We start from the raw sequence: 25,542 nt of genomic DNA, 5'->3' as shown, positions 1-25,542 counted from the left end.
TTATTATTTTTTCAGCAGCCGCACCATTTCGGAGGACGCCAGCAGATACGCGCCGACACCGAACGGCGTGGTCGAATTCTGGTCGACCACCTGTCCCGGAATCGCACGGTCGCCGATCGGCTGCACATAGCCGATCCGGCCGTCCGGTTGCAGCGCCGTCTTGCTCAGGAAGTTCCAGCCCTTGCGCACCGTCGGCAGGTACTCGTCGCGATCGAGCACGCCGTTGTTGATGCCCCACAGGTAGCCGTAGACGAAGAACGCGGTGCCGCTGGTTTCCGGTCCGGGCGCGTGCGCGGGATCGAGCAGGCTGCGGGTCCAGTAGCCGTCGTTCGACTGCGCCTTCTTCAGCGCCTGCGCCATGCCCTTGAACTTGGCCACGTAGTCGGCGCGGTGGGCGTCGTCCTTCGGCAGGTCGTTGAGTACTTTTGCCAGTCCGGCGAACACCCAGCCGTCGCCACGCGACCAGAAGTCCTTCTTGCCGTTGACGCTTTTGTGCTTCGGATAGACGTAGCGCGCGTCGCGGTAGTAAAGCCGCTCCTCGGCGTCGTACATGATGCTGTTCGAATAGTCGAAATACTCGTGCAGCTTGTCGAGGTACTTGCGCTCGCCCGTGACGTTATGCAGCTTGGTCATCACCGGCATCACCATGTACAAGCCGTCCGACCACCACCAGTAATCCTTCTGCGCGGTGTTCATCTGGTATTCCATCACCTCGCGCGCGCGGGCGATCTTGCGCGGGTCCTTGATCTTGTCCAGCTCATACAGATCGACATAGGTCTGGAAGCAGATTTGCCAGTCGCCGAACAGCACATGTTCGTCGGTCTCGCCGTACTGGTACTTCCACTTGGTCTTGTCGGTGGACTTCGCGCCCTGCCACTGGTTGTGGATGGCCCAGTCCTCGGAATACTGGCGGTAGCGCGGATTACCGGTGATCTTGTAGGCCTCCATATTGCCGGTGTGGTAGGCGGCGATATCCCAGAAGGCCCACTTTTGCGGTGTCTCGCGCTGCTGCCAGTAGTCGTTGACCTTGTTGATAATGGCGACAACCTCCTGTTCGGAGGTGTCGACCGCCGGCGGCGGCAGGGTGCCGCAGCCGGCCAGACCGAGCGCCATCGCGCCGGTTGCGAAGAGTCGTTTCATCATAGCTTGGTGATGGTCCCTTAGAGTTTTCCACGGATGCCGAATTTGATGGTGCGGCCATCATACTTGGCATAGTCCATCCGTGTCTTCTTGCCGCTGCCGTACTGGCCGCTGGCATCCTCGAAATAGTCCTGGGCCAGCGTGTTGCTCAGGTTGAGCGCGTCGATGCGGAACTCCAGCTGCTCGCTGATCTTGTAGCTGATGTTGGCGTCGAGGTAGCCCCGGCCGGCGCGCCAGCGGATCAAATCGTCGCCCAGGTTGCGCGGGTTATCGCCGTGCAGCGACTTGCCTTTGTAGTTGTAGGACATGCGCATCGCGACCGGGCCGTTCTCGAAATACAGCGTAGTGCTGTAGGCGTACTTCGGCACCGAGTTGACTTCGATCTCCTTGCCGGCGTTGGAGATCCACTTGGCGCTGTTGAACGGATCGATGTGCGTGTAGCTGGCCAGCGCGCCCATGCCGTTGAATGGCGCCGGCAGGAAGCTGAACGCCTGCTGGTAGGCCAGCTCGTAGCCTTTGAGCGTTTGCCGGCCGGCGTTGGTGTAGCTGCGCAGCGTCATCGCCAGGTTCGGGTCGACGCGGCCGCTGGCGTCCTGGAACAGGGGACCGAGCGCGGTGTCGGGCAGGCCGAGGGAGCCGAAGGTGACGATCTGGGTGTTGGCGACGGTGGCGTCGGTCAGCTCCTTCTTGAAGTAGGCGGCCGACAGCAGGCTGCCGGGCGAGAAGTACCATTCCATGCTGGTGTCCAGGTTCTTCGACTGCTGCGGGCGCAGGTTGGGATTGCCCGAGGTGGCGGTGTTGTCGAACTGGTTCGGGATCACGGTCTGCGCGGCGATCACCGACAGCGAGGCGCGCGTGATGGTCTTGCCCCACGAGGCGCGCCACATCAGGTTCTCGGTCAGGTCGAAGGCGCCGCTGACGGCCGGCAGCACATTGCTGTACGAGCCTTGCTCGTGGTTGGGCGAGTAGACCAGGCTTGCGCCCTGCTGCTTGAAGTTGTCGATCTTGGTGTCGGTGCCGGAGAAGCGCACGCCGGCGTTGATGCGCAATTCGTGGTCGGCGACCTTGCCCTTGAAGTCCGACTGCACGAACGCGGTCTTGACGTCTTCCTGCGCGGTGAAGCTTTGCGAAGGCGTGAACGCCGATTGCGGATTGTAGGTGTTCGGATCGAACTGCGAGTAGAAGTAGTTGCTGTCCCAGGTGCTCCACGCATGCGGCCAGCCGGCGCCGAAGTCCAGGTTATCGATCGGCAGGTTGCTGGTCATGCCGTTGCGCATGCCGGCGGCGCCGATGCTGTTCAACTTCGCCGTCGCCAGCGAGGTGCCGTTACGTTTGTTGACGCCCTTGGTGGTCGAGACGAAGGTCAGGCCGGCTTTCAGGTGGCCGGTCCATTCGCCGGGCAGGTCGTAGTCCCAGTCGGCGACCACGCGCGCCTGCTTGCCCTTGTCGGTCTCCTTGGTCCAGCCGGTGCTGACGGCGAAGCCGCTCCAGTTGTTCGGATCGGTGTAGCTGGTCGGCGACGAGATCGACGGATAGACATGGTCGCTGCCGTAATCGATGGTCGATTGCGCGCCGTAGATGAAGCTCGACAGCTGGCCGGTGGCGCTGGTGGCGCTGCTCTGGTTCAAACTGGCCTGGCCGGTCAGGGTGAATTTGTCGCTGACCTTCCAGCTGCCGTTCAAGGCGCCGTAACCGAATTCGGTTTCGTCCTTGGTGTAGCCGGCGCCGGCGTTGTAGGTGGTGTTGGCGAAGGTGCCGGTCAGCAGGTTGGTGGCCGGGTCGATGTGCACATTGACCGGAATCAGGCCGTTGTTGCCGTTGGCGCCGGCCGGCAACGTGCGGTTGCTGGTCCTGGTGCTGCGCACCAGGATGCCGAACAGCGTCTCCTCGCGGGTGTTCTCCAGCTTCGAGTACATCGTGTCGAGGCTCAGGTTGAGCGTCGGCGTCTTCCACTGCAGCGACGAGACCAGGCCGTCGCGGGTGCGCTCGTTCTGCGAGCCGTAGAAGCGGTAGATGCGCGGCAGCAGGGCCTTGTCGATCTGGTCGCGGGTATAGCCGGACAGGTTGGCGCGCGGATCGTCATAGTCCAGGGTCAGCGCGAAATTGCCTTTCACTGGATTCTGGCTGCCGTTGAAGGAGCTGTTGTAGCCGCCGGTCGCCTCGAAGCCGGAGCGGGTGTTGACGCTGCCCGAGTGCGAGGCGCCGATCAGGAAGCCCAGCTTGTCCCAAGTGTTCGAATACAGCACGAAGCCGTTCGGATCGTGGTGTTTGGAGGCGGTGTTGTAGGTGTCGGTCAGGCCGTAGCGGATGGTGCGCTTCGGATTGTCGAACGGGCGCGGGGTCTGCAGGTCGACCACGCCACCGAGGCCGCCCTCGGTCAGCTCGGCCAGCGGCGATTTGTAGAAGTCGACGCGGCCGAACAGTTCGGACGCGAACACGTCGTAGTTGAAGCCGCGCGCCGCGCTGCCGATGGTCGACGTCGACGTGGTGTTGACCGGCGCGCCGTTCAGGGTCGTGACCGAATAGTCGGTCGGCAGGCCGCGGATCGAAATGCGCTGGCCTTCGCCGGACGATTCGTCGCGGTTCAGGATCACGCCGGGCACGCGCTGCAGCGATTCGGCGACGTTCGCCTCGGGGAATTTGCCGATGTCCTCGGCGACGATGGAGTCGCGCACGCCGATGGCCTGGGCCTTGAGATTGAGCGCCTTCTGCAGGCTGGAGCGGAAACCGGTGACGACCACGGTTTCGACCCGGTCCTGGGCGGCGGGCGGGGCGGCCGGGGTGGCCGATTCACCGCTGGCGGTGGCCGCGGCCTCCTGCGCCAGTGCGCCCGGCGCGTACATGGCGGCCAGTGCCAGCGCCACCATCGTCTCCAATGTCTTCTTTTTCATTTTTATCCTCAGTGTTTGATTTCTGGGTCGCCTAAGCCGTCTCCTGCCTGGCACGGTCAAGACTAGTCATTTAGCAAACAGTGAGCAACTCGCGGTAGAGCGGCTGGCGACCGGAAGTTAAACGGTTTCCGTGGAGGAAGAATTTGATGGGGAGAGGGCTGTTTCCCTCTCAGCGAGCCGCCGCCAATGTTGCCGGTGGCTTGCAAATCGGAATGTGTAATTGGCAAAAAAATCATAAGCAATCAACAAGATGATTATTTGTGCGGGCAGGTATTCCCACTTCGTATAGACGGATGCAAATTTTCTATACGAATTTGTGGAAAAAAACCTACGCGCCGGTCGTCGAGAGTTTTGACAAATCGCAAGAACCAATCACGGGGAGATCACAGAATAGCGTTTCTACGCGGCTAGAAAGCACCCGCCGCACCCCGGACCGTTAATCGCCAAACAAGGAGACGCACGATGCTGGCCAGCGCAGGAGCGAAAATTGTTCAACTCGGATCGTACGGGGCGTCGAAGCAGAAAAATTCGATTTCCGGCCTGTCGTCAGGCGCCTTCATGACCGTGCAGCTGCACCTGGCCCGCTCGGCCAGCTTCGCGGGGGCGGGCATCATCGCCGGCGGGCCGTTCCGCTGCGCCCAGACCTACCGTTCGCGGCAGCTGGTGTCGGAGGAGGACGCGTATATCGAAAACTCGCTGTACATTTGCATGAGTCCGCTAATTCCGCAAACGGCGCCCGATGCGCGGCAATTGGCCGCGATGACGCGCGAATCGGCCAGCGAGGGCTTGATCGACGACGTCGCCAATCTCGCCGATGACCGGCTCTACATCTTCACCGGCAGCCGGGACGACGTCGTCTATTCCGACGTGGTGGCGCAAACCCGCCAGTTCTACGAGATGCTGGGCGTGAAGCCGGAGAACATCGCCTACCACGACAACGTGCCCTCGGGCCATTGCATCATCACCGACAACCCGGAGGATTCGGCGCTGGCGACCAACCAGCCGCCGTACATCAACAACGGCGGATTCATGCAGTCGCACGACATCCTGCGCCATATCTATGCCGGCCTGAAGCCGCCCGCCGACTATGCCGCCGGCCAGTTGCTGCGCTTCGAGCAGACCGAGTTCCTCGGCGCGGACGCGCGCTGGACCAGCATGAGCCAATTCGGCTACGCCTATATTCCCTCGCGGGTGCTGGCCGGATCGGTGAAGGCGCCGCGCGTGCACATCGCCCTGCACGGCTGCAAACAGGGCTACAACTACACCGACTATGTCGCCGGCCGCGCCGACGTCGCCAACCAGCCGCCCTACGGCAACCGTTACATCACCAGCACCGGCTACAACGAAATCGCCGAGAGCAACGACATCATCGTGCTCTATCCGCAGGCCGAGGGCACCGACAACGGCGAGGTGCAAAACCCGGATGGCTGCTGGGATTGGTGGGGCTACAGCTGCAAGGATGCGAAGTCGCTTTACTATTCCCGTGATGCCGTGCAGATCAAGGCCATACACGCCATGCTTGACCGCCTTTGCGCTTGATTAGGAGGACGCCATGAGTAAATACCCCGTCGCCGTCGGATTGACACCGAATCATCAGCCAGATCTCGCCGCCGAAGCCAGCGCGCTCGCCACCAGCGCGGCGACGCACGTCGAGCATGCTAGGACCGCGCAACGGCTGACGCAGAAATACGCCGCGAGCATGGTCAACAACGGCGCCTTGTCGCTGGCGCTGACGGCGCGGCTGTGGGATCCGGCCGTCTGGAGCGAATCGATGCAGCTGACGGCGGCCGTCGGCCAGCGCCTGCACCAGCAGGGGCTGAACTGGCGCCAGGGCTGCACGCTACTGCTCGAAGACTACGGGCAGCTGCGGCAGGCCAACACCATGTCCAAGCTGGTCGAGAAGCAGTGCAATCTATCGATGCAGCTGGGCCAGCTGCTGTCCGGCCAGGCCACCGATTTCCTCGGGCTGCTGGAAAACATTGACGTCGATTACGGGTATTGGGCCAGCCAGAAGACGTCCGCGCCGCTGGCCGCAGCGTAAGCGCGACCTTTGGAATGGTGCCGGCGCCAAATCGACAGACGGTGCGTCCTTCAGCTTTCCTTCCGCCTGCCCAGAGCGGCCCGCCCTGCTTCAGTAGGGCGAGACGCGCCGCGCGGCGCTCCTCCAGGGTGCCCTTGACCGGGGGGGGCGTCGACAACGCGGCGCCCAGATTGTCTGTTTTAGTGGCCCACGCCATCAGAGCGTTCAATGCTGCGATTTCCCTTAATATTTGGTCCGCAGACGATTGCTGCAGCACGCCAGTCGCCTGCTCAACCATCTCAAGAAGGTTGGCCGCTTGTTTCAGCTGCGTGTTGATAATCTCGAGCGTGTCGACGTCTTTCGCACGCGCCATCGCTTCGAACGCGGCGAAGTGACTGTCTTCGATATCCAAGGTGATTTTCCGCATGACATACCTCGTGTCGCCAATTCACGTAGACCAGTGTAGCGAATTAGCTGGAAGACCGTCAGTGACCTCGCGGATGCGGCAAGGCCTGCAGCAGCAAAGAAAAAGCCGCTGACCCTTTCGGGGCAGCGGCTTATCGAATTCTTGGTGGTGATAGGTGGACTTGAACCACCGACCCCAGCATTATGAATGCTGTGCTCTAACCAACTGAGCTATATCACCTGCAACGCCCAGCATTATCGGGGTTGGGCTTTGGACTGTCAAGGGTGGTCCAAAGATTTTTCTAAAAAAGTGTGTGCAAGCGCGTGGCAGTCGCTAAAACGTTAGCATATTGGTATTCTGAAGTCCGGACGATCAGCATATAACGAAATGGAGATGGTATGGCCACCAATATTTTTGTGAATTTGCCTGTGCGCGACTTGCCGAAATCGGTGCAATTCTTTACCCATCTGGGCTATTCGTTCAACCAGCATTACACGGACGAGGGCGCCACTTGCATGATCGTCGCCGAGAACATCTTCGTCATGCTGCTGACCGAGGAGCGCTTCAAGACCTTCACGCCCAAACCGGTCAGCGACGCCCGCACCTCGACCGAGGTGCTGGTGTGCCTGCAGGTGGAGTCGCGCGACCAGGTGGCGGCGCTGGTGAACAAGGCGATCGAGGCCGGCGGCAGCGCCTACAAGGAGCCGCAGGACCACGGTTTCATGTATGGCCACGGCTTCCAGGACCTCGACGGTCATCTGTGGGAAATCATTTACATGGATTCGGCGCCGCCGACCACCTGACCGGGGTGGCGTTTACCCCAGCTTTTCGGCGATCCGCGCCAGCATGGCGCCGGCCGGATCGGGCGCCAGGCAATCGAGCGCCACGCGCTCCGGCATCGAGCGCAGCCACGTCAACTGGCGCTTGGCGAGCTGGCGCGTGGCGATGATGCCCGTCTCGCGCATGGTCGCGTAGTCGATTGTCCCGTCCAGATACTCCCACGCCTGCCGATAGCCGACGCAGCGCATCGACGGCAGTCCCGGATGCAGGTCGCCGCGCCGGCGCAGCACCTCCACCTCGGTGATCAGATTGCCGTCCTCGGACTCTTCCAACATGATGTCGAAGCGGCGCGCGATGCGCTGATGCAGCACCGCGCGGTCCGACGGCTCCAGCGCGAACGACAGCAGCTCGAACGGCAGTTCGGTCTTCTCACGCAGCGCCAGCAGCTCGGACATCGGCTTTCCGCTCAAGGCGCAGATCTCCAGCGCGCGCTGGATGCGCTGGGCGTCGTTGGGCGCCAGCCGCGCCGCCGTCTCCGGGTCGAGCGCGGCCAGCTTCGCGTGCATCGCCGGCCAGCCGATGCGCGCCGCGTCTTCTTCCAGTTCCACGCGCAGGGCCGGATCGGCGCCCGGCAGGTCGTCGAGGCCATCGGCCAGCCCTTTGAAGTACAGCATGGTGCCGCCGACCAGCAACGGCAGGTTGCCGCGCGCGACAATCTGGTCGACCAGCCGCAGGGTATCGGTGCGGAACTGCGCCACCGAATACGAATCGAGCGGGTCGAGGATGTCGATCAGGTGGTGCGGCGCGGCGGCGCGCTCCTCGCGCGTGGGCTTGGCGGTGCCGATGTCCATGCCGCGGTACACCAGCGCCGAATCGACGGAGATGATCTCGGACGGGATGCGCTCGGCGATCGCCAGCGCCGACGCGGTCTTGCCGGACGCCGTCGGTCCCATGATGGCCACCGCCAGCGGCTTTGAAACGGGTGCGTTCATCTTATTGGCCGCGCAGGAAAAGCTTGTCGAGCGCGCCGATTTCCACCTGCACCCAGGTCGGGCGGCCGTGGTTGCACTGGTCGGCGCGTTCGGTGCTTTCCATCTGGCGCAGCAGGGCGTTCATTTCCTGCGTCGACAGGATGCGGTTGGCGCGCACCGCCGTGTGGCAGGCGAGGGTGCCGAGCAGTTCGTTCTGACGCTCGATCAGCACGCGCGAGCCGCCGAATTCGCGCACGTCGCGCAGCACGTCGCGCGCCAGCGTTTGGGCATCGGCGTTCTTCAGCAGCACCGGCACCGAGCGCACCGCCAAGGTGGTCGGCGACAGCGCGGCGATGTCGAAGCCGAGCGCCTGCAACGTCTCCTGGTGTTCCTGCGCGGTGCCCACTTCCACCGCGTCGGCGTAGAAGGTGACGGGGATCAGCAGCGGCTGCACCTGCATCTCCTCGCCGGCGACGCGGCTCTCCAGCGCGGTCTTCAACTGTTCGTACAGGATGCGTTCGTGCGCGGCGTGCATGTCGACCAGCACCAGGCCCTTGGTGTTCTGCGCCAGGATGTAGATGCCGTGCAGCTGCGCCAGCGCGAAGCCGAGCGGGAATTCCTCCTGCGCCATGGCGGCGGAGGACACCGCGAACGGGCTGGCCTGCGGCAGCGCCATATCCGCTTCGGCGCGGTAGCCGTCGATGCGGCCGGCGCCGCCGAACAGCGCGCCGTATTTTTCGGTGCTCTGGGCGACGCCGCCCTCGTTGCCGCCAAAGCGCGGCGCGCCGAAGCCGGCGCCGCCGGCGTCGCCATTGCGCGATCCGAACGGCGACGGCGAGTACGTCGGCGTGTAATTAGCGTCCAGCAGCGCCGGCCCCAGGCCGAACGAGGTCTGTTCGCCGCGCCAGGTCGCGCTGTTCAGGCTTTCGGCCGCCGGCAAGGGCGACGGCACGCTGCCGTGCGCGGTGGCCGACGTCGAGGCCAGCGCGCGCTGCACCGCGTGGAAGACGAATTGGTGCACCGCGCGGCTGTCGCGGAAGCGCACCTCGATCTTCGACGGGTGGACGTTGACGTCGACCAGCGCCGGATCGAGTTCGAGCGCCAGCACATAGGAAGGGAAGCGGTCGCCGTGCAGCACGTCCTGGTAGGCCGCCTTGACCGCGTGCACCAGCACCTTGTCGCGCACGAAGCGCCCGTTCACGTAGAAGAACTGGCCGTCGGCGCGCGCCTTGGAGGCCGTCGGCAGGCCGGCGTAGCCGTGCAGGCGCAGCGCGCCGCCCCGTTCGTCGATCGGCAGGCGCGCCTCGGCGAAGCCGTCGCCGAGGATGTGGGCGCTGCGCTTGGCCATCTCGCTGACGTTCCAGTGGTCGATGGTGCGGCCGTTGTGACTGAGCGAGAACGAAACGTCCGGGCGCGCCAGCGCGATGCGGCGCACGACCTCGGCGCAGTGGCCGAATTCGGTCTGCTCGGATTTGAGGAACTTGCGGCGCGCCGGCGTGTTGAAGTACAGGTCCTGCACGTCGATGGTGGTGCCCAGCGCGCCGGACGACGGCGCCACCGTGCCGTTGTGCGAGCCGACGATTTCCCACGCGTGCGCGGCGTCGGCGGTGCGCGAGGTCAGCGTGACGGCGGCCACCGAGGCGATCGACGCCAGCGCCTCGCCCCGGAAGCCGAGCGTGCCGACGTTTTCCAGGTCGTTCAGCGAGGCGATCTTCGAGGTCGCGTGCCGGGCCAGCGCCAGCGGCATCTGCTCGGGCGGGATGCCGCGCCCGTTGTCGGTGATGGCGATGCGTTTGACGCCGCCTTCCTCCAGCCGCACGGTGATCTGCGTGGCGCCGGCGTCGAGGGCGTTCTCCAGCAGCTCCTTGACGACGGCGGACGGCCGCTCGACCACCTCGCCGGCGGCGATCTGCGAAATCAGCTGGTCGGGCAGGGCCTGGATCGGGCGGGGAGCGGCGGGGGCGAGGGTTTGGGTGTCTGGCGCGTTCATCGCAGCGATTATAACGCCGGGCGCTCGCGCACCGGTATCGGCGCGTTGCACAGCTCCACGTAATTGGGCGAGAACTTGTTCCATGGCCCGCCGCGATTGCGCTGCGCCTCGATCACCCGCTTGTAAATCGGCGCCTCGCTGCGCATCACCTCCAGGTTGCTGCGCTCGGCCTCGGGCACGTCGGCCGCCAGACGCACCGATTTGATCGCCGTCCTGGCCTCGTTCGCACCATAGAAGCCCATCGCCTCGCCGCCGCGCGGCTGCGTCGCCAGCAGCGCCATGCCCGACACCACCCGTCCGATGACCGTCACGTTGCGGTCCAGGTGGCGCGGCGCGTGGCCGTTGACCGCGTACAGCTCCGCGCCGCTGCCGCTGTCGGTGTCGTTGTCGCGGCCGATGCCGACCATGCCGTAGCAGTGCGCCAGCCAGGTGGTTTTGGTCTTCGGATCGCGTCCGACCGGGAAGCCGTTGGAGTGGCCGATCTGCGGCGCGTAGCCGTCGAAGTCCATCTGGCGCACAAAATGCTTATCGTTGGCCATGGGGACGGTGAATTCCGCCGCCACCTTGGCTTTGGCGGCGCCGAGCGGCCTGGGTTTGGTTTCGGCGTCGGGATCGCCCCACTGCGCCACGTAGTTGTCCTGCGAGCGCAGCACGGCCAGGCCGTCGAAGTACTTTTCGCCGACCAGGGTCTTGAGGTTGGCGATGCTGCGGGGCGCGAAGTCGGGCGCCAGCTCGATCACCACCCGCCCGGCCGGCAACTCCATGTACAGGGTGTTGTTCGGGTCCAGCGGACGCCAGTCGGCGGCTTGGGATTGTTTGACCAGGTCGCCGGCGCTCGGCCTGGCCGGCAGGTCGGCGGCCGAGGCCATGGAGGTCAGCGCGGCCAGCGCGGCGGCGGTGGTCAGCGGCGCGGCATAGGTACAAGCACGTAGAACGGCGGTCAGGGACATCCAGAATCTCCTTGGTTAGGCGTATCCGCTTGCTGCGGGCACGCGGACGATTGTAAACTGGTTGGGAGGGGCTGGAAACTTCGACCTTTCGCGGCATTGGTGGTGTATGATTCCGGCGCACACTTTATGGGAAGAATATGGATTTTATGCAATTCTTTGACATGATCCTTCATGTCGACAAAACATTGGAAGTGATCATTCAACAATACGGCACCCTGGTTTACGCCGTGTTGTTTGCCATTATTTTCTGCGAAACTGGCCTGGTGGTGCTGTTTTTCTTCCCAGGTGACACACTGTTGTTCATCGCCGGCGCGCTGTGCGCGGTGGGCGAGATGAACCTTGCGCTGCTGATGTTCCTGCTGATTACGGCGGCGGTCACCGGCAACACGCTCAATTACTGGATCGGCGAGGCCATCGGCCAGAAGGTGTTCACCCACGATTACCGCTGGCTCAACAAGGACGCGCTGCGCAAGACGCACGAGTTCTTCGAAAAGCACGGCGGCAAGACCATCGTGCTGGCGCGTTTCGTGCCCGTGGTGCGCACCTTCGCGCCGTTCGTGGCCGGCGTGTCCGACATGACCCATACGCGCTTCCAGCTGTATAACATCACCGGCGCGGTGCTGTGGGTGGTGCTGCTGACCACCGCCGGCTACTTCTTCGGCAACATCCCGCTGGTGCGCGACCACCTGACCGAGATCGTCATGGTCGGTGTCGGCGTGGCCGTGGTGCCGATGTTGCTCGGCGGCGCCTGGAAGCTGGGCCGCCGCGTGATGGGCCGCTAAGCCACATCCCGCCTCCCGCCTCGCTTCCTGCTGGCAAGCACGCCGCGCGACCCGCGCGGCGTGCCGCTTTACCGACTCCCCCCAAAATAATTCTCCCCGCCAACGTCGGCGCGTCTCAAGTTTTGCCCAAATGCATCCGTAAACCAGTATGTAATTCTTTTACTCTGGAAACTCATGCGTACCGTGCCCTCCCTGCTCACCCTGATTGCCTGCTGCTGCGTCGTCACGACCGCCGGCGCCGCAACCGATCCGTCCGTTTCGCCGTCGGCGAAATCCCCGATCGCCGGTGGGGCAGGCGCGCGCGCCGGCGCGGTGGGCGCTTCGGCCGCGGGCGCCGCCAGCGCCGCCGGCGCGTCGTCGCCGGTGCGCAAGCCGGCCGAGGGCGACGCCGAGGCCGAGCTGTCGGCCAAGATCGCCGCCCGCCTGGCCATCATGCGCGCCAACCAGCAGGCGCGGGCCGCCGCCGCCGCCAAGGCCAGGAAGGCGGCCGTGGTGGCCGCCGCCGCGCCACCGCCGGCGGCGCCCAAATTCTTCAGCAACACCTGGTCCTACGAGGGCGAGACCGGCCCCGCCAACTGGGGCAAGATCAATCCCGCGTGGTCCAAGTGCGGCAGCGGCAACCGCCAGTCGCCGATCGATATCCGCGACGGCATGAAGGTCGAACTGGAGCAGATCAGCTTCGACTACCACCCGTCGACGTTCAACGTGACCGACAACGGCCACACGGTGCAGGTGATGGTCGGCGGCGGCAATTTCCTCACGGTGCAGAACCGGATGTATGAACTGGTCCAGTTCCATTTCCACCGGCCGTCGGAGGAGCGCATCAACGGCAAGGGCTACGAGATGGTGGTGCACCTGGTGCACAAGGACGTCGAGGGGCGCATCGCCATGCTGGCGCTGCTGCTCGAGCGCGGCAAGCCGCAGCCGGTGATCCAGACGGTGTGGAACAACCTGCCGCTGGAAAAACTGGAGACGCTGGCGCCGTCGGTGGTGCTCGATCCGATGGACCTGCTGCCGGCGCGGCGCGATTACTTCACCTTCATGGGATCGATGACGACGCCGCCCTGCCAGGAGGGCGTGCTGTGGCTGGTGATGAAGGAGCCGGTCCAGGCCTCGCCGGCCCAGCTGGCGCTGTTCAGCCGCCTCTATCCGCTGAACGCGCGGCCGGTCCAGCCGGGTTCCGGCCGCATCGTCAAGGAATCGAACTAAGCGAGCCGGGTCAGTCGGCGCAGATGCGGTGCTTGCCGGTCCAGGCGGCGCCGGCTTCCAGCGCCCGCTGGTCCACGCGCGCCGGCTCGATGCAGACGAAGCGCAGGTACTCGTCGTCGGCCAGGTCGACCAGCGCGGCCGCATCGGCCTGGCCCGGATTCCACACCACCCATTCGCTGAAACCCTGCTGCTCCAGCCTCATGGTGGCGTTGGCCGTGTTCAAGGTCAGCGACGGCGTCGATTGGTACAGCCGGTCGTGCTTCTCGGTGAAGTGCAGCGCCGGATGCTCCTGCGTGGCCGTGTTCAGATGGTGGTCGGTGTACTGCTGGTGCTGCAGGCCGCTGATGCTGGTCGCGCTCAGGTGGCCGACGTCGTAATAGGTGTGCAGCGCCACGCCGAACGGGAAGGCTTGCGCGCCGCTGTTGCGGACCGTGAACTCGGCGTCGAGCGCGTCGCCGTGCAAGGTGAAGCGCAAGGTCAGCGCGAAGGCGTGCGGCCACGCCTGCGCGTGCTCCGCTGCCAGGTCGTCCTGATCGAGGCTGAACTCCAGGAACGAATGGCCGCCGTCGCCGCCGCTGTCGGTCAGGCGCCAGGTGCTGACGCGGGCGAAGCCGTGGCGCAGGCCGGGGCCGCGCACATTAAACTGCGGGAAGATGACCGGCACGCCGCCGCGTATCGCCTTGCTGCCGTCGAGCGGCGTTTGCGAACTGACGAACAGGCGCTCCTTGCCGTCGCCGGTTTTCCAGGACAGCAGATGGGCGCCAAACAGCGACACCGTCGCCCGCGCGCCATCGGCGGCGGTGATTTGCACCGCCGGCAGGGCGCCGTATTCTGTCATCGTAACTACAGCCATGGTTCTTCCGTGAAGTGAATGCGTTGGTTGATTGGCCGGGTTCAGGTCAGCCGGTTCTTGGCCAGCGGCGGATTCTTGGCGAAATAGCGCCGTATGCCTTTGACGATGGCGTTGGCCATCTGGTTCTGGTAGCCGTCGTCGAGCAGCTTGGCCTCTTCCTCCGGATTGGAGATGAAGGCCGTCTCGATCAGAATGGACGGAATGTCGGGCGCCTTGAGCACGGCGAAGCCGGCCTGCTCGACCGAGCCTTTGTGCAGGCGGTTGATGCCGCCGATCTCGCCCAGCACCGATTTGCCCAGCTTCAGGCTGTCGTTGATCTGCGCCGTGGTGGACAGGTCGAACAGCACGCTGGCCAGCTGGCGGTCGTGGTTCTTGACGTTGACGCCACCGATGGTGTCGGCCTGGTTTTCCTTGTCCGCCAGCCAGCGCGCCGCGGTCGAGCTGGCGCCTTTTTCCGACAGCACGAACACCGACGAGCCGCGCGCGGACGGCTGCACGAAGGCGTCCGCGTGGATCGACACGAACAGGTCGGCCTGCACCTTGCGCGCCTTTTCCACCCGTTTGCCCAGCGGGACGAAGTAGTCGCCGTCGCGCGTGAGCATCACGCGCATGTTGGGCGCTTCCTCCAGCTTGGCCTTGAGGCGCTTGGCGATGGCGAGCACGATGTCTTTTTCCTTGCTGCCGTTCTTGCCGGAGGCGCCGGGGTCTTCGCCGCCGTGGCCGGGATCGAGCGCGATGGTGATCATCCGCACCACGTTGTTCTTGTCGGCCTTGTCGGATCTATCGGCCTTGTCGGCGGCCTTGGCCTGCGCCTCGGCGGTTTTGACCTGGTCGCGCAGTTCGGCGCGCGGCTCGGCCTTCATGTCCGGCTTGAGCGCTTCGAGCTGCTCCCTTGGCGTCGGCGCGTTGGCGGCCATCTCCGCTTCGCCCGGTTTGAGCGGCGGCATGTCGCCTTTCGGCGTGCTGCCGGTGGCGGCCGACGACGATCCGGACGGCGGTTTGCCGTCGTTGGACCAGTTGCCCTTTTCGATCATCGCGGCGATCGGGTCGGCCTCCTTGACGGGATACAGGTCGAAGATCAGCCGGTCCTTGTAGTTGCCGGCCGGCGGCAGGGTGAACACCTGCGGCCGCACCTCTTCCTTCAGGTCGAACACCAGGCGCACCACGTTGGGCCGGTTCTGGCCCACGCGCACCTGCTTGATGTACGGGTCGTTGGACTGGATCTTGGCGACCAGGCTTTTGAGCGTCGGATTGAGCTCCAGCCCTTCGATGTCGACCACCATGCGCTCCGGGTCCTTGACGATGAAGTGGGTGGCCTTCAAAACCGCGTCGTTCTCCAGCGTGACGCGGGTGTAGTCGTCGGCCGGCCACACGCGCACGGCGAGGATTTGCGCGGCGTCGGCGCGCAGCGGCGCGGCGAGCGAGGTCACCGACAGCATCAGGGTGGCGCCGGCCTTCAGGACGGTGCGCCGCGAGACGGCCGGAGTGGACTCCGCGCTCACATGTTGGGAGCGAATTTGAGGCTTTGAAGGCATGAGTTACCCAGGGCGGTGGACGCCTGCAATTCTACATCACGGCCGTTGCCGGCCACGGTCAGGTACAGGTCGATATCGGGCGGTGGCAGCACGCGGTCGGCCTTTTCAGGCCATTCGACGATGCAGATGTTGTCCCCGTTGAAGTCTTCACGGAAGCCGGCGTCGAGGAATTCCTCGGGGCTGCCCATGCGGTACAGGTCGAAATGGATCACGCCCACGGCGCGGCCGCCGAGGTCGATTCGATATGGTTCCGACAACGTGTAGGTCGGGCTTTTGACGGTGCCGGCGTGGCCCGCCGCGTGCAGCAGGGCGCGGGTGAGGGCGGTCTTGCCGGCCCCCAGGTCGCCGTGCAGGTAGATCGTCAGGCCCGGCGCCAGCGCGCGCGCCAGGGCCGAGCCCAGTGCGGCGGTCGCGGCTTCGTCGTGGAGATGGGCTGTGAAGTGCTGCATCGAATAGAATGTCATGTTGGTTGAATCGCCAGCCATTGTAACCGCCCGCGTCCTTGCAGGGTGTACCCCGATAAGCCACCGATGTCCTTGCCTGAATCCAATCTAGCCGAACTCGCCCTCAGCATCAAGCGCTGGGGCGTGGAACTGGGCTTCGCCGAAATCCGCATCACCGACATCGACCTCAGTCACGCCGAGGCGGGCCTGCGGGCGTGGCTGGACGCCGGCATGCATGGTGAAATGGACTACATGGCCGCCCACGGCATGATGCGCGCGCGCCCGGCCGAACTGGTGCCCGGCACGGTGCGCGTGATCAGCGCGCGCATGAACTACCTGCCGAGGGAGGCTGAAACCGGCGCCGAGGCCGTCCCGGGCGCGGGCCCGCAGGCCGACCAAGGCGGCGACTGGCGCGAGCGCGAACGGCGCCGGCTGGCCGATCCCGGCGCCGCCGTCATCTCGGTCTACGCGCGCGGCAGGGATTACCACAAGGTGCTGCGCGCGCGGCTGCAGCAACTGGCCGACAAGGTCAAGGCGGAAATCGGCGACTTCGGCTACCGCGTGTTCACCGATTCGGCGCCGCTGATGGAGCTGCCGCTGGCCGAGAAGGCGGGGCTGGGCTGGCGCGGCAAGCATACTTTGCTGCTGAGCCGCACCGCCGGCTCGATGTTCTTCATGGGCGAATTCCTGGTCGATTTGCCGCTGCCGGTCGATCCGCCCACCGGCGCCCATTGCGGCCAGTGCTCGGCGTGCATCGACATCTGCCCGACGCAGGCGATCCTGGGGCCGGGCCGGCTCGACGCCCGGCGCTGCGTGTCCTACCTGACGATCGAACTGAAAAGCGCGATTCCGACCGAGCTGCGGCCGTTGATCGGCAACCGCGTGTACGGCTGCGACGACTGCCAGACCGCCTGCCCGTGGAACAAGTTCGCGCAGCGCGCGGTGCTGCCCGATTTCGACGAGCGGCATGGACTGGGGAGCGCCTCGATGGTCGAGCTGTTCGGCTGGAGCGAGGAGGAATTCAACCGCAAGATGGAGGGCAGCCCGATACGCCGCATCGGCCATGAACGCTGGCTGCGCAACCTGGCCGTCGGCCTGGGCAACGCGGCGGCGGCCGGCGCGGCGGGCGACGCGGCCATCGTCGCCGCGCTGACGGCGCGTCTGGAGCACCCGTCGGCGCTGGTGCGCGAGCATGTCGAGTGGGCGCTGGCGTGCCATGCCGAAGGCGCCGCGACCCAAGCCTGAGCGCTGGTTTGCGTGGCCCGATTGGGCTACACTCATGCGGTTATTTTCCTTTAAAAGACCGATGCCCATGCAAACTTCAACCAGGTTCATAGCGCTGCTCGCCGGCGCCTCCTTCTCCCTCGCCGCGCAGGCGGCCAGCTTCGACGCATGGGCCGACAAGGTCGCCGACGCCAAGGTGCGCAGCGACCCGGAACAGGCCACGCAGAAGCAGTACTTCAGCGGCAAGGAGCAAGACCAGTTGGACCGCGCGCTGACGCCGAACACGCCGGAGTACCGCAAGGCCGAAGTGGCCAAGGCCAAGGCCGCGCTGAAGCAGTTGGAGGCGATCGATCAGAAGGCGTTGACGCCGCAGCAGCGCGCCAGCGCCGCCGCCATCGCGTGGAACCTGCAGGGCGCGGTCGACGCGGTGGCGTTCGAGGACCACCAGTTCGTGTTCAATCAGTTCACCGGCCTGCATGTGCAGATCGTGAACTTCCTGTCGCAGCAGCATCCGATCCGCGACCAGCGCGACGTCGAAAACTATCTGGCGCGCCTGAAGTCCGTCGCCGGCAAGATCGACACCGGCATCGCGCGGGCGCAGGGCGCCGCCAGCCGTGGCTTCCTGATGCCGACCTTTATCACGCAATCGTCGATCGGGCAGTTGGACCGCTTCCTCGACGGCGGCGCCGACAAGAACGTGCTGGTCGCCTCGCTGGCGCAGCGGATGGCGGCGTTGAAGGACGTCTCGCCGGAGCAGCAGGCCAAGTTCACGGCGGAGGCCACGGCGACCGTCAAGCAGGCCATCCTGCCGGCGTTCGAACGCACGCGCACGCTGCTGAAGGAACAACTGCCGCGCACCACCGCCGACGCCGGCCTGTGGCGCCTGCCGAACGGCGACAAGGCCTACGCGCTGGCGCTGCGCCGCATGACCACCACCGACTACACGCCGCAGCAGATCCACGACATCGGCCTGAAGGAAGTGGCGCGCATCGAGAAGGAGATGGATGGCTTGCTGGTGTCGCTGGGTTACAAGGATGGCGGCATCAAGGAGCGCATGGTCAAGCTGGAAGCCGATTCGCAGCCCAAGGAGGCCGATCCGCGTCCGGCGATGCTGGCGCGCTATGACGCGTTGATGCGCGACGCCGAGGCGCGCGCCAAGGATTTGTTCGACGTCACCCCGAAAGCGCCGGTGGTGGTCAAGCGCGAACCGGCGTTCACGGAGAAGACGGCCGCCGCGCATTATTCCGCGCCGGCCAAGGACGGCACGCTGCCGGGCGTGTTCTGGGCGCCGATGCCGGGGCCGGACTTCCGCATCGTCGGCATGCGCACCCTGGTGTACCACGAGGCGGTGCCGGGCCATCACTTCCAGATCGCGCTGCAACAGGAAAATAACGGGCTGCCGCGCTATCGCCGCGACCGCGTGTTCGGTTCCGGTTCGGCGTATGTCGAGGGCTGGGCGCTGTATGCGGAGCAGCTGGCGGCTGAGAACAAGTGGTATGACGGCGATACGGTGGGACGCCTGGGGCAGCTCGACGCGGAGCTGTTCCGCGCCAAGCGGCTGGTGGTCGACACCGGCCTGCACGCGATGAAATGGACGCGCCAGCAGGGCATCGACTACGGCATTCCGGCGTCGGAGGTGGAGCGTTACGTGGTGATGCCGGGGCAGGCGTGCGCGTACAAGATCGGCATGCTCCGCATCCTCGACCTGCGCGCGAAGGCGGAAAAGGCGCTGGGTGACAAGTTCTCGATCAAGGCGTTCCACAACACGGTGCTGCAGACGGGCGATGTGCCGCTGTCGGTGCTGGAGAAGGTTGTGGACGAGTGGATCGCCACGCAGAAGGGGTGATACGCTTCAGGTGCCCGTTTTCTTGGGCGTTTTTTGAAACGGGTGTTCGCCGGGCAGCGTGATCTTGGCCTTAGACCAGTAGGCCTTTACCGCTGCTTCATCATTTGGATCGTAAGGCGAATCCGGATCGTCAACCCGATCGGGCGCCCTGGCGATTGCCGCGTCAATTTGTTCCTGGGTGAAATAGGTTTCCAAAATACTCTTGCGTTTCATGTTTGTCACCGTATCTGCAAGAAATAATGCGTGCGTTGTCGGGACGTGGTGTCCAGATAATAACGACAACGTCACCGCGAAACAGGCACAGACTTTTTATTCGCATTTCATCTTGACCGGCGTCGCTGTCCTCATCGGACAGTATTGGGTAGTCAAAAACGGCTTCCAGATCGGCAAAATCGATGCCGTGTTTCCGTAAGTTTTTTTTCCGTTTGTTTTCGTCCCATGTGATCATCGGACGATCATGTCACTCCATGGTAGGAGGCGATATGATGGAAATCAAGCGCAGCGATGCTGTTTTATTTCAGCAACCCGGCCAGCTCGACCGCCGTCTTGACCTGCATCTTGTCGAAGATATGCGCGCGGTGCACCTCGACCGTGCGCATGCTGATGCCCAGCTGGTCGGCCACCACCTTGTTCATTTTTCCGGCCAGGATCAAATCGAGCACCTCGCGCTCGCGCATCGACAAGGTGGCCAGGCGCGCGTGCACCACCGCCATCTCGCCGGCTTTGCGCGAGCCGGCCAGGCCTTCCTGCACACGGTCCATCAGCTGGTTGTCGTTGAACGGCTTCTCGAAGAAATCGAAGGCGCCGCGCTTCAACGTATCGACCGCCATCGGCACGTCGCCGTGGCCCGTCAGGAAAATCACCGGCATGCGCTGCGTCAGCCCGCGCGCGGCCAGCTGGTCGAACACCGCCACGCCGTTCATGTCCGGCATGCGCACGTCGAGCAGCAGGCAGTCGCCGTCGGCGTCGAATTCGCCCAGCTCCACCTGCTGCAGGAACTGCAGCGCGCCCTCGTAGGCGCGCGACGCTATCCCGCGCGAAGTGGCCAGCCAGGTCAGCGAGTCGCGTACGACCGCTTCGTCATCGACGATGTGCAGCATTTGTCAGTTCTCCTGTTCCGTCGCCACCGTCACCGCCGGCAGCACGAACGTAAATATGGTTCCGCCTTGCGGATTGGGGCTGTAGGCGAGCGAGCCGCCGTGGAATTCTATCGCAGTCCGGCAGATGTTCAATCCCATGCCCATGCCCTCGGCCTTGGTCGAGAAGAAAGGCGAGAACAGGCGCTGCGCCACCTCGTCGGGAATACCGTGGCCCTGGTCGATCACCGCCACGCTCACCTGCGCGCTGGCCGCATCATACTCCGCCACCACGTTGAGCACGCGCCGCTGTGGCGGAATGTGCTGCATCGCCTCGATGGCGTTGCGGGTCAGGTTCAGCAGCACCTGCTCGATCATCACGCGGTCGGCCAGCACCGCCGGCAGGTCCGGGGGGATGTTGGTCTGGTACGAAACGTAGCTTTGGCGCGCCTGCAGTTCGATCAGCGCCTGGATGCCGTCGAGCAGCGACTGGATGCCGACCGACTGGCGCAGCGGCTCGCGCTTCTTGACGAATTCGTGCACGCTGCGGATGATCTGGCCGGCCCGCTGCGCCTGCGCGCTGGCCTGTTCCAGCGCGGGTTTGAGCAGCCCGGCGTCGACCGCGTCGCCCTTGTCCTGCGCGCGTCCCAAGACATTGAGCGCGCCGGTGGTGTAGCTGGAGATGGCGGCCAGCGGCTGGTTCAGTTCATGCGCCAGCATCGAGGCGATTTCGCCCATCGTCGCCAGGCGCGCGCTGGCCTGCAGCTTTTCCTCCTGCTGGCGGTTCAGTTCCTCCACGCGCTTGCGGTCCGAGATGTCGAGGATGGAGCCCATCCAGCCGGTCTGTTTGCCGTGGTTGTCCACCAGCGGCGCCTCGAACACCAGCACCGGCACGCGCTGGCCGTCCGGACGCTGGAAGAAGGTCTCGAACTGCGGCGTGACCTTGCCCGCCAGGACCGAGGCGAAGCGGGTCTGGTATTCCTCCATGGCCTCCGGCGCCCAGTACGGCATCGGCGGCAGCCGGCCGACGATGTCCTCGGCCGGGTAGCCGACGATCTGGCAGAAGGCCGGATTGACGTAGGTGATGCGGCCTTCGAGGTCGCGCGCGCGCAGGCCGGTCACCAGCGAGTTCTCCATCGCGGTGCGGAACGACATCTGCTGGCGCAGCGCGCCCTCGGCGGCCAGGCGGCGCGAGATGTGGCCCCACAGCGCCACCAGGCTCCATAACAATCCGAGCGAGAGCACGATGACCGAGCCGACCAGCAAATTGGGCAGCAGCTTGGGCGCGCTCTTGACGCTGTCCGTCACCAGCCGCACCGAGGCGCCCGGCAGGTCGAGCGCGCGCTTGTGGGTGTAGACGCCGTGGCCCGGACCGGCCGCCGCGCGCCGCGCCAGCACCTTGTCGTCGCGGTCGACCAGGGTGACCTGGTTGTCCTGCGCGAACCACCACGGCACCATTTCGTCGAGCAGGGCGCTGGTTTTATAGGTGGCGACCAGGTCGCCCAGGTAGTTGGCGCCGCTGAACAGCGGCACGTGGTAATCCATCAGCACTTCGGACGGGGCGGCCGCGGGATTGGCGGCTTGCACCTCGGGCTGCGTGTACATCGGGTTGCGGGTCTTGCGGGTCAGCTCCATCGTCGCGCGCGAGGCGGCCGTCAGCACCACCGGCGCGGCCTGCGGATCGCTGGTGGCGACCAGCGAGCCGTCCGGCCGCAGCCAGACCACCCGCAGCAGCTCCTTGCCGTTCTTGAGCACGCGGCCGAGCCGGTCGTGGCCCTGTTCCGGCGTCAGACGGCCGAGGCCGATCTCCTGCGCCAGGCCGGCCAGGCTTTCCTCGTCCCTGCCCAATTGAAAGCGTATCGTTTGCTCAACCCACAGCGTGTCGGCGATCAGTTGTTCCTGGCGTTCGTTGCTCTCCATTTGGCGCGCCTGCCACGGCAGCCAAATTAAAATTGCTAGAAAAAACAACACCAGCACGATCGGCAAAACCCAGCGCAGCGTCGAGTTCGCGCTGGGTCGGCGGGCTGCAAGCGGCTGGGAATGCGGGGTTGTCATGGGCGCTCAGGGTATAGCGTTGGCAAAAAACGGTCATTGTGGTTTTCCACAATTGAACAATGCGACGTTGTCCTGAAGAATCTATCAAACTACAATAATAGTGTACTTTCACACCCCTCTGGAGACTTCATGAAATTGAAACACGCATTGCTCGTGCTGAGCGCAGCATTGAGCTTTAACGCCTACGCGCAAGCTCCTATCGTCATTAAATTCAGCCACGTGGTGGCCACCGATACCCCCAAGGGCCAGGCTGCCGAACGGTTCAAGCAACTTGCCGAAAAGGCCACCAACGGCCGCGTCAAGGTCGAGGTCTATCCGAACAGCCAGCTGTACAAGGACAAGGAAGAACTCGAAGCGCTGCAGCTGGGCGCCGTGCAGATGCTGGCGCCGTCGCTGGCCAAGTTCGGCCCGCTGGGCGTGAAGGAATTCGAAGCGTTCGACCTGCCGTTCATCTTCCCGTCCAAGACCGCGCTGTACAACGTCACCGAAGGCGAAATCGGCAAGGGCCTGATGAAGAAGCTGGAACCGAAGGGCATCACCGGCCTGGCGTTCTGGGACAACGGCTTCAAGGTCATGTCGGCCAACAAGCCGCTGCGCGTGCCGGCCGACTTCAAAGGCCTGAAGCTGCGCATCCAGTCGTCCAAGGTGCTGGACGCGCAGATGCGCGCGCTGGGCGCCAACCCGCAGGTGCTGGCGTTCTCGGAAGTGTATCAAGCGCTGCAGACCGGCGTGGTCGACGGCACCGAGAATCCGCCGTCGAACATGTACACCCAGAAGATGCATGAAGTGCAGAAGTACGTGACCGTGTCCAACCACGGCTACCTGGGCTACGCCGTCATCGTCAACAAGAAGTTCTGGGACGGCCTGCCGCCGGACATCCGCACCGCGCTCGACAAGGCGATGAAGGAAGCGACCACGTTCGAGAAAGCCATCGCCCAGCGCGACAACGATCTGGCGCTCGAAGCGATCAAGAAGACCGGCAAGACCGAGATCTACACCTTGAGCGTGAAAGAACAGGCGGAGTGGCGCAAGGCCCTGCTGCCGGTACAGCAATCGATGGAAAGCCGGATCGGTAAAGACCTGATCTCGGCCATCAACAAAGAAGCGGCAAAATAAGCCTGCCTGACGGGGCGGCGCTCGCCGCCCCGTCCTCCATTCCTCACTGAAGGATCCCTCCATGAAATTCCTCGATAAACTCGAAGAATGGATCATCGCGACCCTGATGGGCGCGGCGACCGTTCTGATCTTCGTATCGGTGGTCCACCGATACCTGTCCGGGCTGCCGATTCCCGGCCTGCAGGACTACCTGATACAACTCAATACCAGCTGGGCGCAGGAAGCCTGTATCTATATGTTCGTCTGGATGGCCAAGTTCGGCGCGGCCTACGGCGTGCGCACCGGCATCCACGTCGGCGTCGACGTCATCATCAACCGCATGAGCACACCCTGGCGCAATAAATTCGTCGTCTTCGGCCTGCTGGCCGGCGCGCTGTTCACCGGCATCATCGGCACCCTGGGCGCCAACTTCGTCCACCACATGGCGCAGACCGACCAGACTTCGGCCGACCTTGAACTGCCGATGTGGATCGTCTACCTGGCCGTGCCGCTCGGCTCCTACCTGATGTGCTTCCGCTTCCTGCAGGTGCTGGTGGCCTTCGTCAAGACCGGCGAACTGCCCAAGCACGACCACTCGCATGTCGAGGGCCTGGACGACGAATTGAAGGCTGAAAAAGGAGCCAACGCATGAACGCCCTGATTATCTTCGTGCTGCTGCTGGCGCTGATGTTGACCGGCATGCCGATCTCCATCTCGCTCGGCCTGACGGTGCTGACCTTCCTGTTCACCATGACCGAGGTGCCGATCGATACGGTGGCCCTCAAGCTGTTCACCGGCATCGAGAAATTCGAGATCATGGCCATCCCGTTCTTCATTTTGGCGGGCAACTTCCTGACCCATGGCGGCGTCGCGCGGCGCATGATCAACTTCGCCAGCTCGATGGTCGGCCACTGGCACGGCGGCCTGGCCCTGGCCGGCGTGCTCGCCTGCGCGCTGTTCGCGGCGGTGTCCGGCTCGTCGCCGGCCACCGTGGTGGCGATCGGTTCGATCATCCTGCCGGCCATGGTGCGCCAGGGCTATCCGAAGGCGTTCGGCGCCGGCGTCATCACGACCTCGGGCGCGCTGGGCATCCTGATCCCGCCGTCGATCGTGATGGTGATGTATTCGGTCACCACCAACACCTCGGTCGGCAAGCTGTTCATGGCCGGCGTGGTGCCGGGCATCATGCTGGCGTTCTTCCTCGGCCTGACCACCTGGTATCTGGCGCGCAAGCACGGCTATCCGCGCATGGCCAAGGCCGGCTGGGGCGAGCGCTGGTCGACCTTCCGCAAGAGCGCATGGGGCCTGCTGCTGATCGTCATCGTCATGGGCGGCATCTACACCGGCACGTTCACGCCGACCGAAGCGGCGGCGATGGCGGCGGTGTACGCGTTCATCATCGCCGTGTTCGTCTATAAGGATTTGAAGCTCTCGCAGGTGGGCAAGGTCCTGCTGGATTCGGCGGCGATGTCGGCGATGCTGCTCTACATCATCACCAACGCGATTTTGTTCTCGTTCCTGATGACCAGCGAGAACATCCCGCAGGCGATGGCCGAGTGGATCACCGGACAAGGCCTGGGCGTGATCACCTTCCTGCTGGTGACCAATATCCTGCTGCTGTTGGCGGGCAACGTGATGGAACCGTCCTCGATCGTGCTGATCATGGCGCCCATCCTGTTCCCGGTGGCGATGAAGCTGGGCATCGATCCCGTGCACTTCGGAATCTTGATCGTGGTCAACATGGAAGTGGGCATGTGCCATCCGCCGGTGGGCCTGAACCTGTACGTGGCGTCGGGCATCACCAAGATGGGCATCACCGAACTGACTGTTGCCGTCTGGCCATGGCTGTTAACAATGCTGGGCTTCTTGATCTTGGTCACATATGTACCACAAATTTCTTTGTGGCTCCCGAATTTAATTTACTCTTAAAGTAACGCTGCGCTGCAACCTGAAAAAAACGGGAAAAACCGAAAAAGATGCGTTATGATGGCGTCGCTCTCAGGGGTTCCCGAATAAGCAAATTTGTTTCGGTAGCAAGGGCAAGGAATTGTAGGTGGGGAGTGTGATAGAAACGGTACTTAATACCGGCAATCGATCGAGGAGACACACGTTTTACAGAATGTCGTTGTGATAGTCGCTGCAGGCCGCCACAAGCGCGCTACGGGGACACGCAAACGACCGGGAACGTGAAGCAGGTTTAAAAACGCACCTTCAGGTGCGTTTTTTTTCGTCCGCCGTTTTACAATGCGGGCGTGGCGCGTAACCCTACACCCCGC

The 25,542-nt window shown here is 64.2% G+C and carries 22 protein-coding genes and 1 tRNA gene; 10 read left to right on the top strand and 13 right to left on the bottom strand.

The window, feature by feature from the left end; translation table 11 throughout:
- Positions 1-3: 3 nt before the first annotated feature.
- Positions 4-1,143 (bottom strand): glycoside hydrolase family 88/105 protein, encoded by a 1,140-nt coding sequence (locus BMX85_RS21575; RefSeq protein ID WP_218147389.1) that lies wholly within the window; start codon positions 1,141-1,143, stop codon positions 4-6.
- 17 nt (positions 1,144-1,160) lie between these two features.
- Positions 1,161-4,031 (bottom strand): TonB-dependent receptor, encoded by a 2,871-nt coding sequence (locus BMX85_RS21570; protein WP_090323520.1) that lies wholly within the window; start codon positions 4,029-4,031, stop codon positions 1,161-1,163.
- Positions 4,032-4,493: 462 nt separating this feature from the next.
- Here BMX85_RS21570 and BMX85_RS21565 point away from each other — a divergent pair, with 462 nt between their 5' ends.
- Together BMX85_RS21565 and BMX85_RS21560 are read left to right on the top strand one after the other, a co-directional pair.
- Positions 4,494-5,570, top strand: coding sequence for an extracellular catalytic domain type 2 short-chain-length polyhydroxyalkanoate depolymerase (locus tag BMX85_RS21565; protein ID WP_090323517.1), 1,077 nt, complete (start codon positions 4,494-4,496; stop codon positions 5,568-5,570).
- 13 nt (positions 5,571-5,583) lie between these two features.
- Entirely contained in the window at positions 5,584-6,072 is a 489-nt protein-coding gene (locus BMX85_RS21560) for a hypothetical protein (protein WP_090323513.1), read from the top strand.
- Between the two features lie 548 nt (positions 6,073-6,620).
- Here the strand turns inward: BMX85_RS21560 and BMX85_RS21555 are convergent.
- Positions 6,621-6,697, bottom strand: a tRNA-Met gene (locus BMX85_RS21555).
- 158 nt (positions 6,698-6,855) lie between these two features.
- On the opposite strand from BMX85_RS21555, the gene BMX85_RS21550 reads away from it, so the two are divergent.
- Positions 6,856-7,260: a VOC family protein gene (locus BMX85_RS21550; protein ID WP_090323511.1), complete on the top strand. Its 405-nt coding sequence runs from the start codon at positions 6,856-6,858 to the stop codon at positions 7,258-7,260.
- Positions 7,261-7,272: 12 nt separating this feature from the next.
- Here the strand turns inward: BMX85_RS21550 and miaA are convergent, their stop codons facing one another.
- From miaA to BMX85_RS21535, 3 genes are read right to left on the bottom strand one after another with little or no spacing between them, the layout of a single operon-like run.
- Positions 7,273-8,229 carry a tRNA (adenosine(37)-N6)-dimethylallyltransferase MiaA gene (miaA, locus tag BMX85_RS21545; RefSeq protein ID WP_090323508.1) on the bottom strand — a complete coding sequence of 319 codons (957 nt, stop codon included), beginning with the start codon at positions 8,227-8,229 and terminating at the stop codon, positions 7,273-7,275.
- A 1-nt stretch (position 8,230) separates the two neighbouring features.
- On the bottom strand, positions 8,231-10,198 hold the full coding sequence (gene mutL / locus BMX85_RS21540) for a DNA mismatch repair endonuclease MutL (RefSeq protein WP_090323505.1): 1,968 nt from the start codon (positions 10,196-10,198) through the stop codon (positions 8,231-8,233).
- A gap of 8 nt (positions 10,199-10,206) precedes the next feature.
- Positions 10,207-11,148, bottom strand: a complete 942-nt coding sequence (locus BMX85_RS21535) for a peptidylprolyl isomerase (protein ID WP_090323503.1) — start codon at positions 11,146-11,148, stop codon at positions 10,207-10,209.
- A 137-nt stretch (positions 11,149-11,285) separates the two neighbouring features.
- Here BMX85_RS21535 and BMX85_RS21530 point away from each other — a divergent pair, with 137 nt between their 5' ends.
- Positions 11,286-11,930 carry a VTT domain-containing protein gene (locus BMX85_RS21530; protein WP_090323500.1) on the top strand — a complete coding sequence of 215 codons (645 nt, stop codon included), beginning with the start codon at positions 11,286-11,288 and terminating at the stop codon, positions 11,928-11,930.
- Between the two features lie 183 nt (positions 11,931-12,113).
- Positions 12,114-13,139, top strand: a complete 1,026-nt coding sequence (locus BMX85_RS21525) for a carbonic anhydrase (protein ID WP_373923990.1) — start codon at positions 12,114-12,116, stop codon at positions 13,137-13,139.
- A gap of 10 nt (positions 13,140-13,149) precedes the next feature.
- On the opposite strand, the gene BMX85_RS21520 is transcribed toward BMX85_RS21525, so the two are convergent.
- Genes BMX85_RS21520 through tsaE form a run of 3 tightly spaced genes read right to left on the bottom strand, consistent with a single transcriptional unit; the run spans position 13,150 to position 15,976 of the window.
- Positions 13,150-13,992 carry a D-hexose-6-phosphate mutarotase gene (locus BMX85_RS21520; RefSeq protein ID WP_090323495.1) on the bottom strand — a complete coding sequence of 281 codons (843 nt, stop codon included), beginning with the start codon at positions 13,990-13,992 and terminating at the stop codon, positions 13,150-13,152.
- 41 nt (positions 13,993-14,033) lie between these two features.
- The gene (locus BMX85_RS21515; protein WP_090323493.1) at positions 14,034-15,527 is read right to left on the bottom strand and encodes an N-acetylmuramoyl-L-alanine amidase; all 1,494 of its coding nucleotides are present in this window, start codon (positions 15,525-15,527) and stop codon (positions 14,034-14,036) included.
- On the bottom strand, positions 15,491-15,976 hold the full coding sequence (tsaE, locus tag BMX85_RS21510) for a tRNA (adenosine(37)-N6)-threonylcarbamoyltransferase complex ATPase subunit type 1 TsaE (RefSeq protein ID WP_090323884.1): 486 nt from the start codon (positions 15,974-15,976) through the stop codon (positions 15,491-15,493). The genes BMX85_RS21515 and tsaE overlap by 37 nt, the downstream gene beginning before the upstream one ends.
- A gap of 81 nt (positions 15,977-16,057) precedes the next feature.
- Here tsaE and queG point away from each other — a divergent pair, with 81 nt between their 5' ends.
- Both queG and BMX85_RS21500 read left to right on the top strand, forming a co-directional pair.
- The gene (gene queG / locus BMX85_RS21505; RefSeq protein WP_090323490.1) at positions 16,058-17,215 is read left to right on the top strand and encodes a tRNA epoxyqueuosine(34) reductase QueG; all 1,158 of its coding nucleotides are present in this window, start codon (positions 16,058-16,060) and stop codon (positions 17,213-17,215) included.
- A gap of 67 nt (positions 17,216-17,282) precedes the next feature.
- Complete coding sequence (locus BMX85_RS21500) at positions 17,283-19,040, top strand: DUF885 domain-containing protein (protein ID WP_090323487.1); 1,758 nt, start codon at positions 17,283-17,285, stop codon at positions 19,038-19,040.
- A 6-nt stretch (positions 19,041-19,046) separates the two neighbouring features.
- Here BMX85_RS21500 and BMX85_RS30215 read toward each other — a convergent pair whose 3' ends face one another.
- The 4 genes from BMX85_RS30215 to BMX85_RS21485 form a co-directional block, all read right to left on the bottom strand.
- Complete coding sequence (locus BMX85_RS30215; protein WP_143068045.1) at positions 19,047-19,253, bottom strand: hypothetical protein; 207 nt, start codon at positions 19,251-19,253, stop codon at positions 19,047-19,049.
- Entirely contained in the window at positions 19,204-19,488 is a 285-nt protein-coding gene (locus tag BMX85_RS31600; protein WP_090323485.1) for a BrnT family toxin, read from the bottom strand. The genes BMX85_RS30215 and BMX85_RS31600 overlap by 50 nt, the downstream gene beginning before the upstream one ends.
- Before the next feature lie 64 nt (positions 19,489-19,552).
- On the bottom strand, positions 19,553-20,140 hold the full coding sequence (locus BMX85_RS21490; RefSeq protein WP_090323482.1) for a response regulator transcription factor: 588 nt from the start codon (positions 20,138-20,140) through the stop codon (positions 19,553-19,555).
- Positions 20,141-20,143: 3 nt separating this feature from the next.
- The gene (locus tag BMX85_RS21485) at positions 20,144-22,171 is read right to left on the bottom strand and encodes a PAS domain S-box protein (protein ID WP_090323479.1); all 2,028 of its coding nucleotides are present in this window, start codon (positions 22,169-22,171) and stop codon (positions 20,144-20,146) included.
- Between the two features lie 129 nt (positions 22,172-22,300).
- Between BMX85_RS21485 and BMX85_RS21480 the strand changes: the two genes are divergently transcribed.
- The 3 genes from BMX85_RS21480 to BMX85_RS21470 all read left to right on the top strand — a co-directional run bounded on the left by BMX85_RS21480 (position 22,301) and on the right by BMX85_RS21470 (position 25,195).
- Positions 22,301-23,287, top strand: coding sequence for a TRAP transporter substrate-binding protein (locus BMX85_RS21480; protein ID WP_090323476.1), 987 nt, complete (start codon positions 22,301-22,303; stop codon positions 23,285-23,287).
- Between the two features lie 61 nt (positions 23,288-23,348).
- The gene (locus tag BMX85_RS21475; RefSeq protein WP_090323475.1) at positions 23,349-23,918 is read left to right on the top strand and encodes a TRAP transporter small permease; all 570 of its coding nucleotides are present in this window, start codon (positions 23,349-23,351) and stop codon (positions 23,916-23,918) included.
- Complete coding sequence (locus BMX85_RS21470; protein WP_090323473.1) at positions 23,915-25,195, top strand: TRAP transporter large permease; 1,281 nt, start codon at positions 23,915-23,917, stop codon at positions 25,193-25,195. The genes BMX85_RS21475 and BMX85_RS21470 overlap by 4 nt, the downstream gene beginning before the upstream one ends.
- The last annotated feature ends 347 nt before the right edge of the window (positions 25,196-25,542 follow it).

Source organism: Duganella sp. CF517, assembly GCF_900110275.1.
GTDB lineage: Bacteria > Pseudomonadota > Gammaproteobacteria > Burkholderiales > Burkholderiaceae_D > Rugamonas.
This window is presented reverse-complemented; position numbering and strand designations above follow the sequence as displayed.

Coding starts and splice junctions, on each gene's coding strand:
- BMX85_RS21500 (WP_090323487.1), top strand. CDS start 17,283: ATGCAAACTTCAACCAGGTTCATAGCGCTGCTCGCCGGCGCCTCCTTC.
- queG (WP_090323490.1), top strand. CDS start 16,058: ATGTCCTTGCCTGAATCCAATCTAGCCGAACTCGCCCTCAGCATCAAG.
- BMX85_RS21565 (WP_090323517.1), top strand. CDS start 4,494: ATGCTGGCCAGCGCAGGAGCGAAAATTGTTCAACTCGGATCGTACGGG.
- BMX85_RS21470 (WP_090323473.1), top strand. CDS start 23,915: ATGAACGCCCTGATTATCTTCGTGCTGCTGCTGGCGCTGATGTTGACC.
- BMX85_RS21570 (WP_090323520.1), bottom strand. CDS start 4,031: ATGAAAAAGAAGACATTGGAGACGATGGTGGCGCTGGCACTGGCCGCC.
- BMX85_RS21485 (WP_090323479.1), bottom strand. CDS start 22,171: ATGACAACCCCGCATTCCCAGCCGCTTGCAGCCCGCCGACCCAGCGCG.
- miaA (WP_090323508.1), bottom strand. CDS start 8,229: ATGAACGCACCCGTTTCAAAGCCGCTGGCGGTGGCCATCATGGGACCG.
- BMX85_RS21560 (WP_090323513.1), top strand. CDS start 5,584: ATGAGTAAATACCCCGTCGCCGTCGGATTGACACCGAATCATCAGCCA.
- mutL (WP_090323505.1), bottom strand. CDS start 10,198: ATGAACGCGCCAGACACCCAAACCCTCGCCCCCGCCGCTCCCCGCCCG.
- BMX85_RS21490 (WP_090323482.1), bottom strand. CDS start 20,140: ATGCTGCACATCGTCGATGACGAAGCGGTCGTACGCGACTCGCTGACC.
- BMX85_RS21550 (WP_090323511.1), top strand. CDS start 6,856: ATGGCCACCAATATTTTTGTGAATTTGCCTGTGCGCGACTTGCCGAAA.
- BMX85_RS21535 (WP_090323503.1), bottom strand. CDS start 11,148: ATGTCCCTGACCGCCGTTCTACGTGCTTGTACCTATGCCGCGCCGCTG.
- BMX85_RS21575 (WP_218147389.1), bottom strand. CDS start 1,143: ATGATGAAACGACTCTTCGCAACCGGCGCGATGGCGCTCGGTCTGGCC.
- BMX85_RS21480 (WP_090323476.1), top strand. CDS start 22,301: ATGAAATTGAAACACGCATTGCTCGTGCTGAGCGCAGCATTGAGCTTT.
- BMX85_RS31600 (WP_090323485.1), bottom strand. CDS start 19,488: ATGATCACATGGGACGAAAACAAACGGAAAAAAAACTTACGGAAACAC.
- BMX85_RS30215 (WP_143068045.1), bottom strand. CDS start 19,253: ATGAAACGCAAGAGTATTTTGGAAACCTATTTCACCCAGGAACAAATT.
- BMX85_RS21475 (WP_090323475.1), top strand. CDS start 23,349: ATGAAATTCCTCGATAAACTCGAAGAATGGATCATCGCGACCCTGATG.
- BMX85_RS21520 (WP_090323495.1), bottom strand. CDS start 13,992: ATGGCTGTAGTTACGATGACAGAATACGGCGCCCTGCCGGCGGTGCAA.
- tsaE (WP_090323884.1), bottom strand. CDS start 15,976: ATGCAGCACTTCACAGCCCATCTCCACGACGAAGCCGCGACCGCCGCA.
- BMX85_RS21515 (WP_090323493.1), bottom strand. CDS start 15,527: ATGCCTTCAAAGCCTCAAATTCGCTCCCAACATGTGAGCGCGGAGTCC.
- BMX85_RS21530 (WP_090323500.1), top strand. CDS start 11,286: ATGGATTTTATGCAATTCTTTGACATGATCCTTCATGTCGACAAAACA.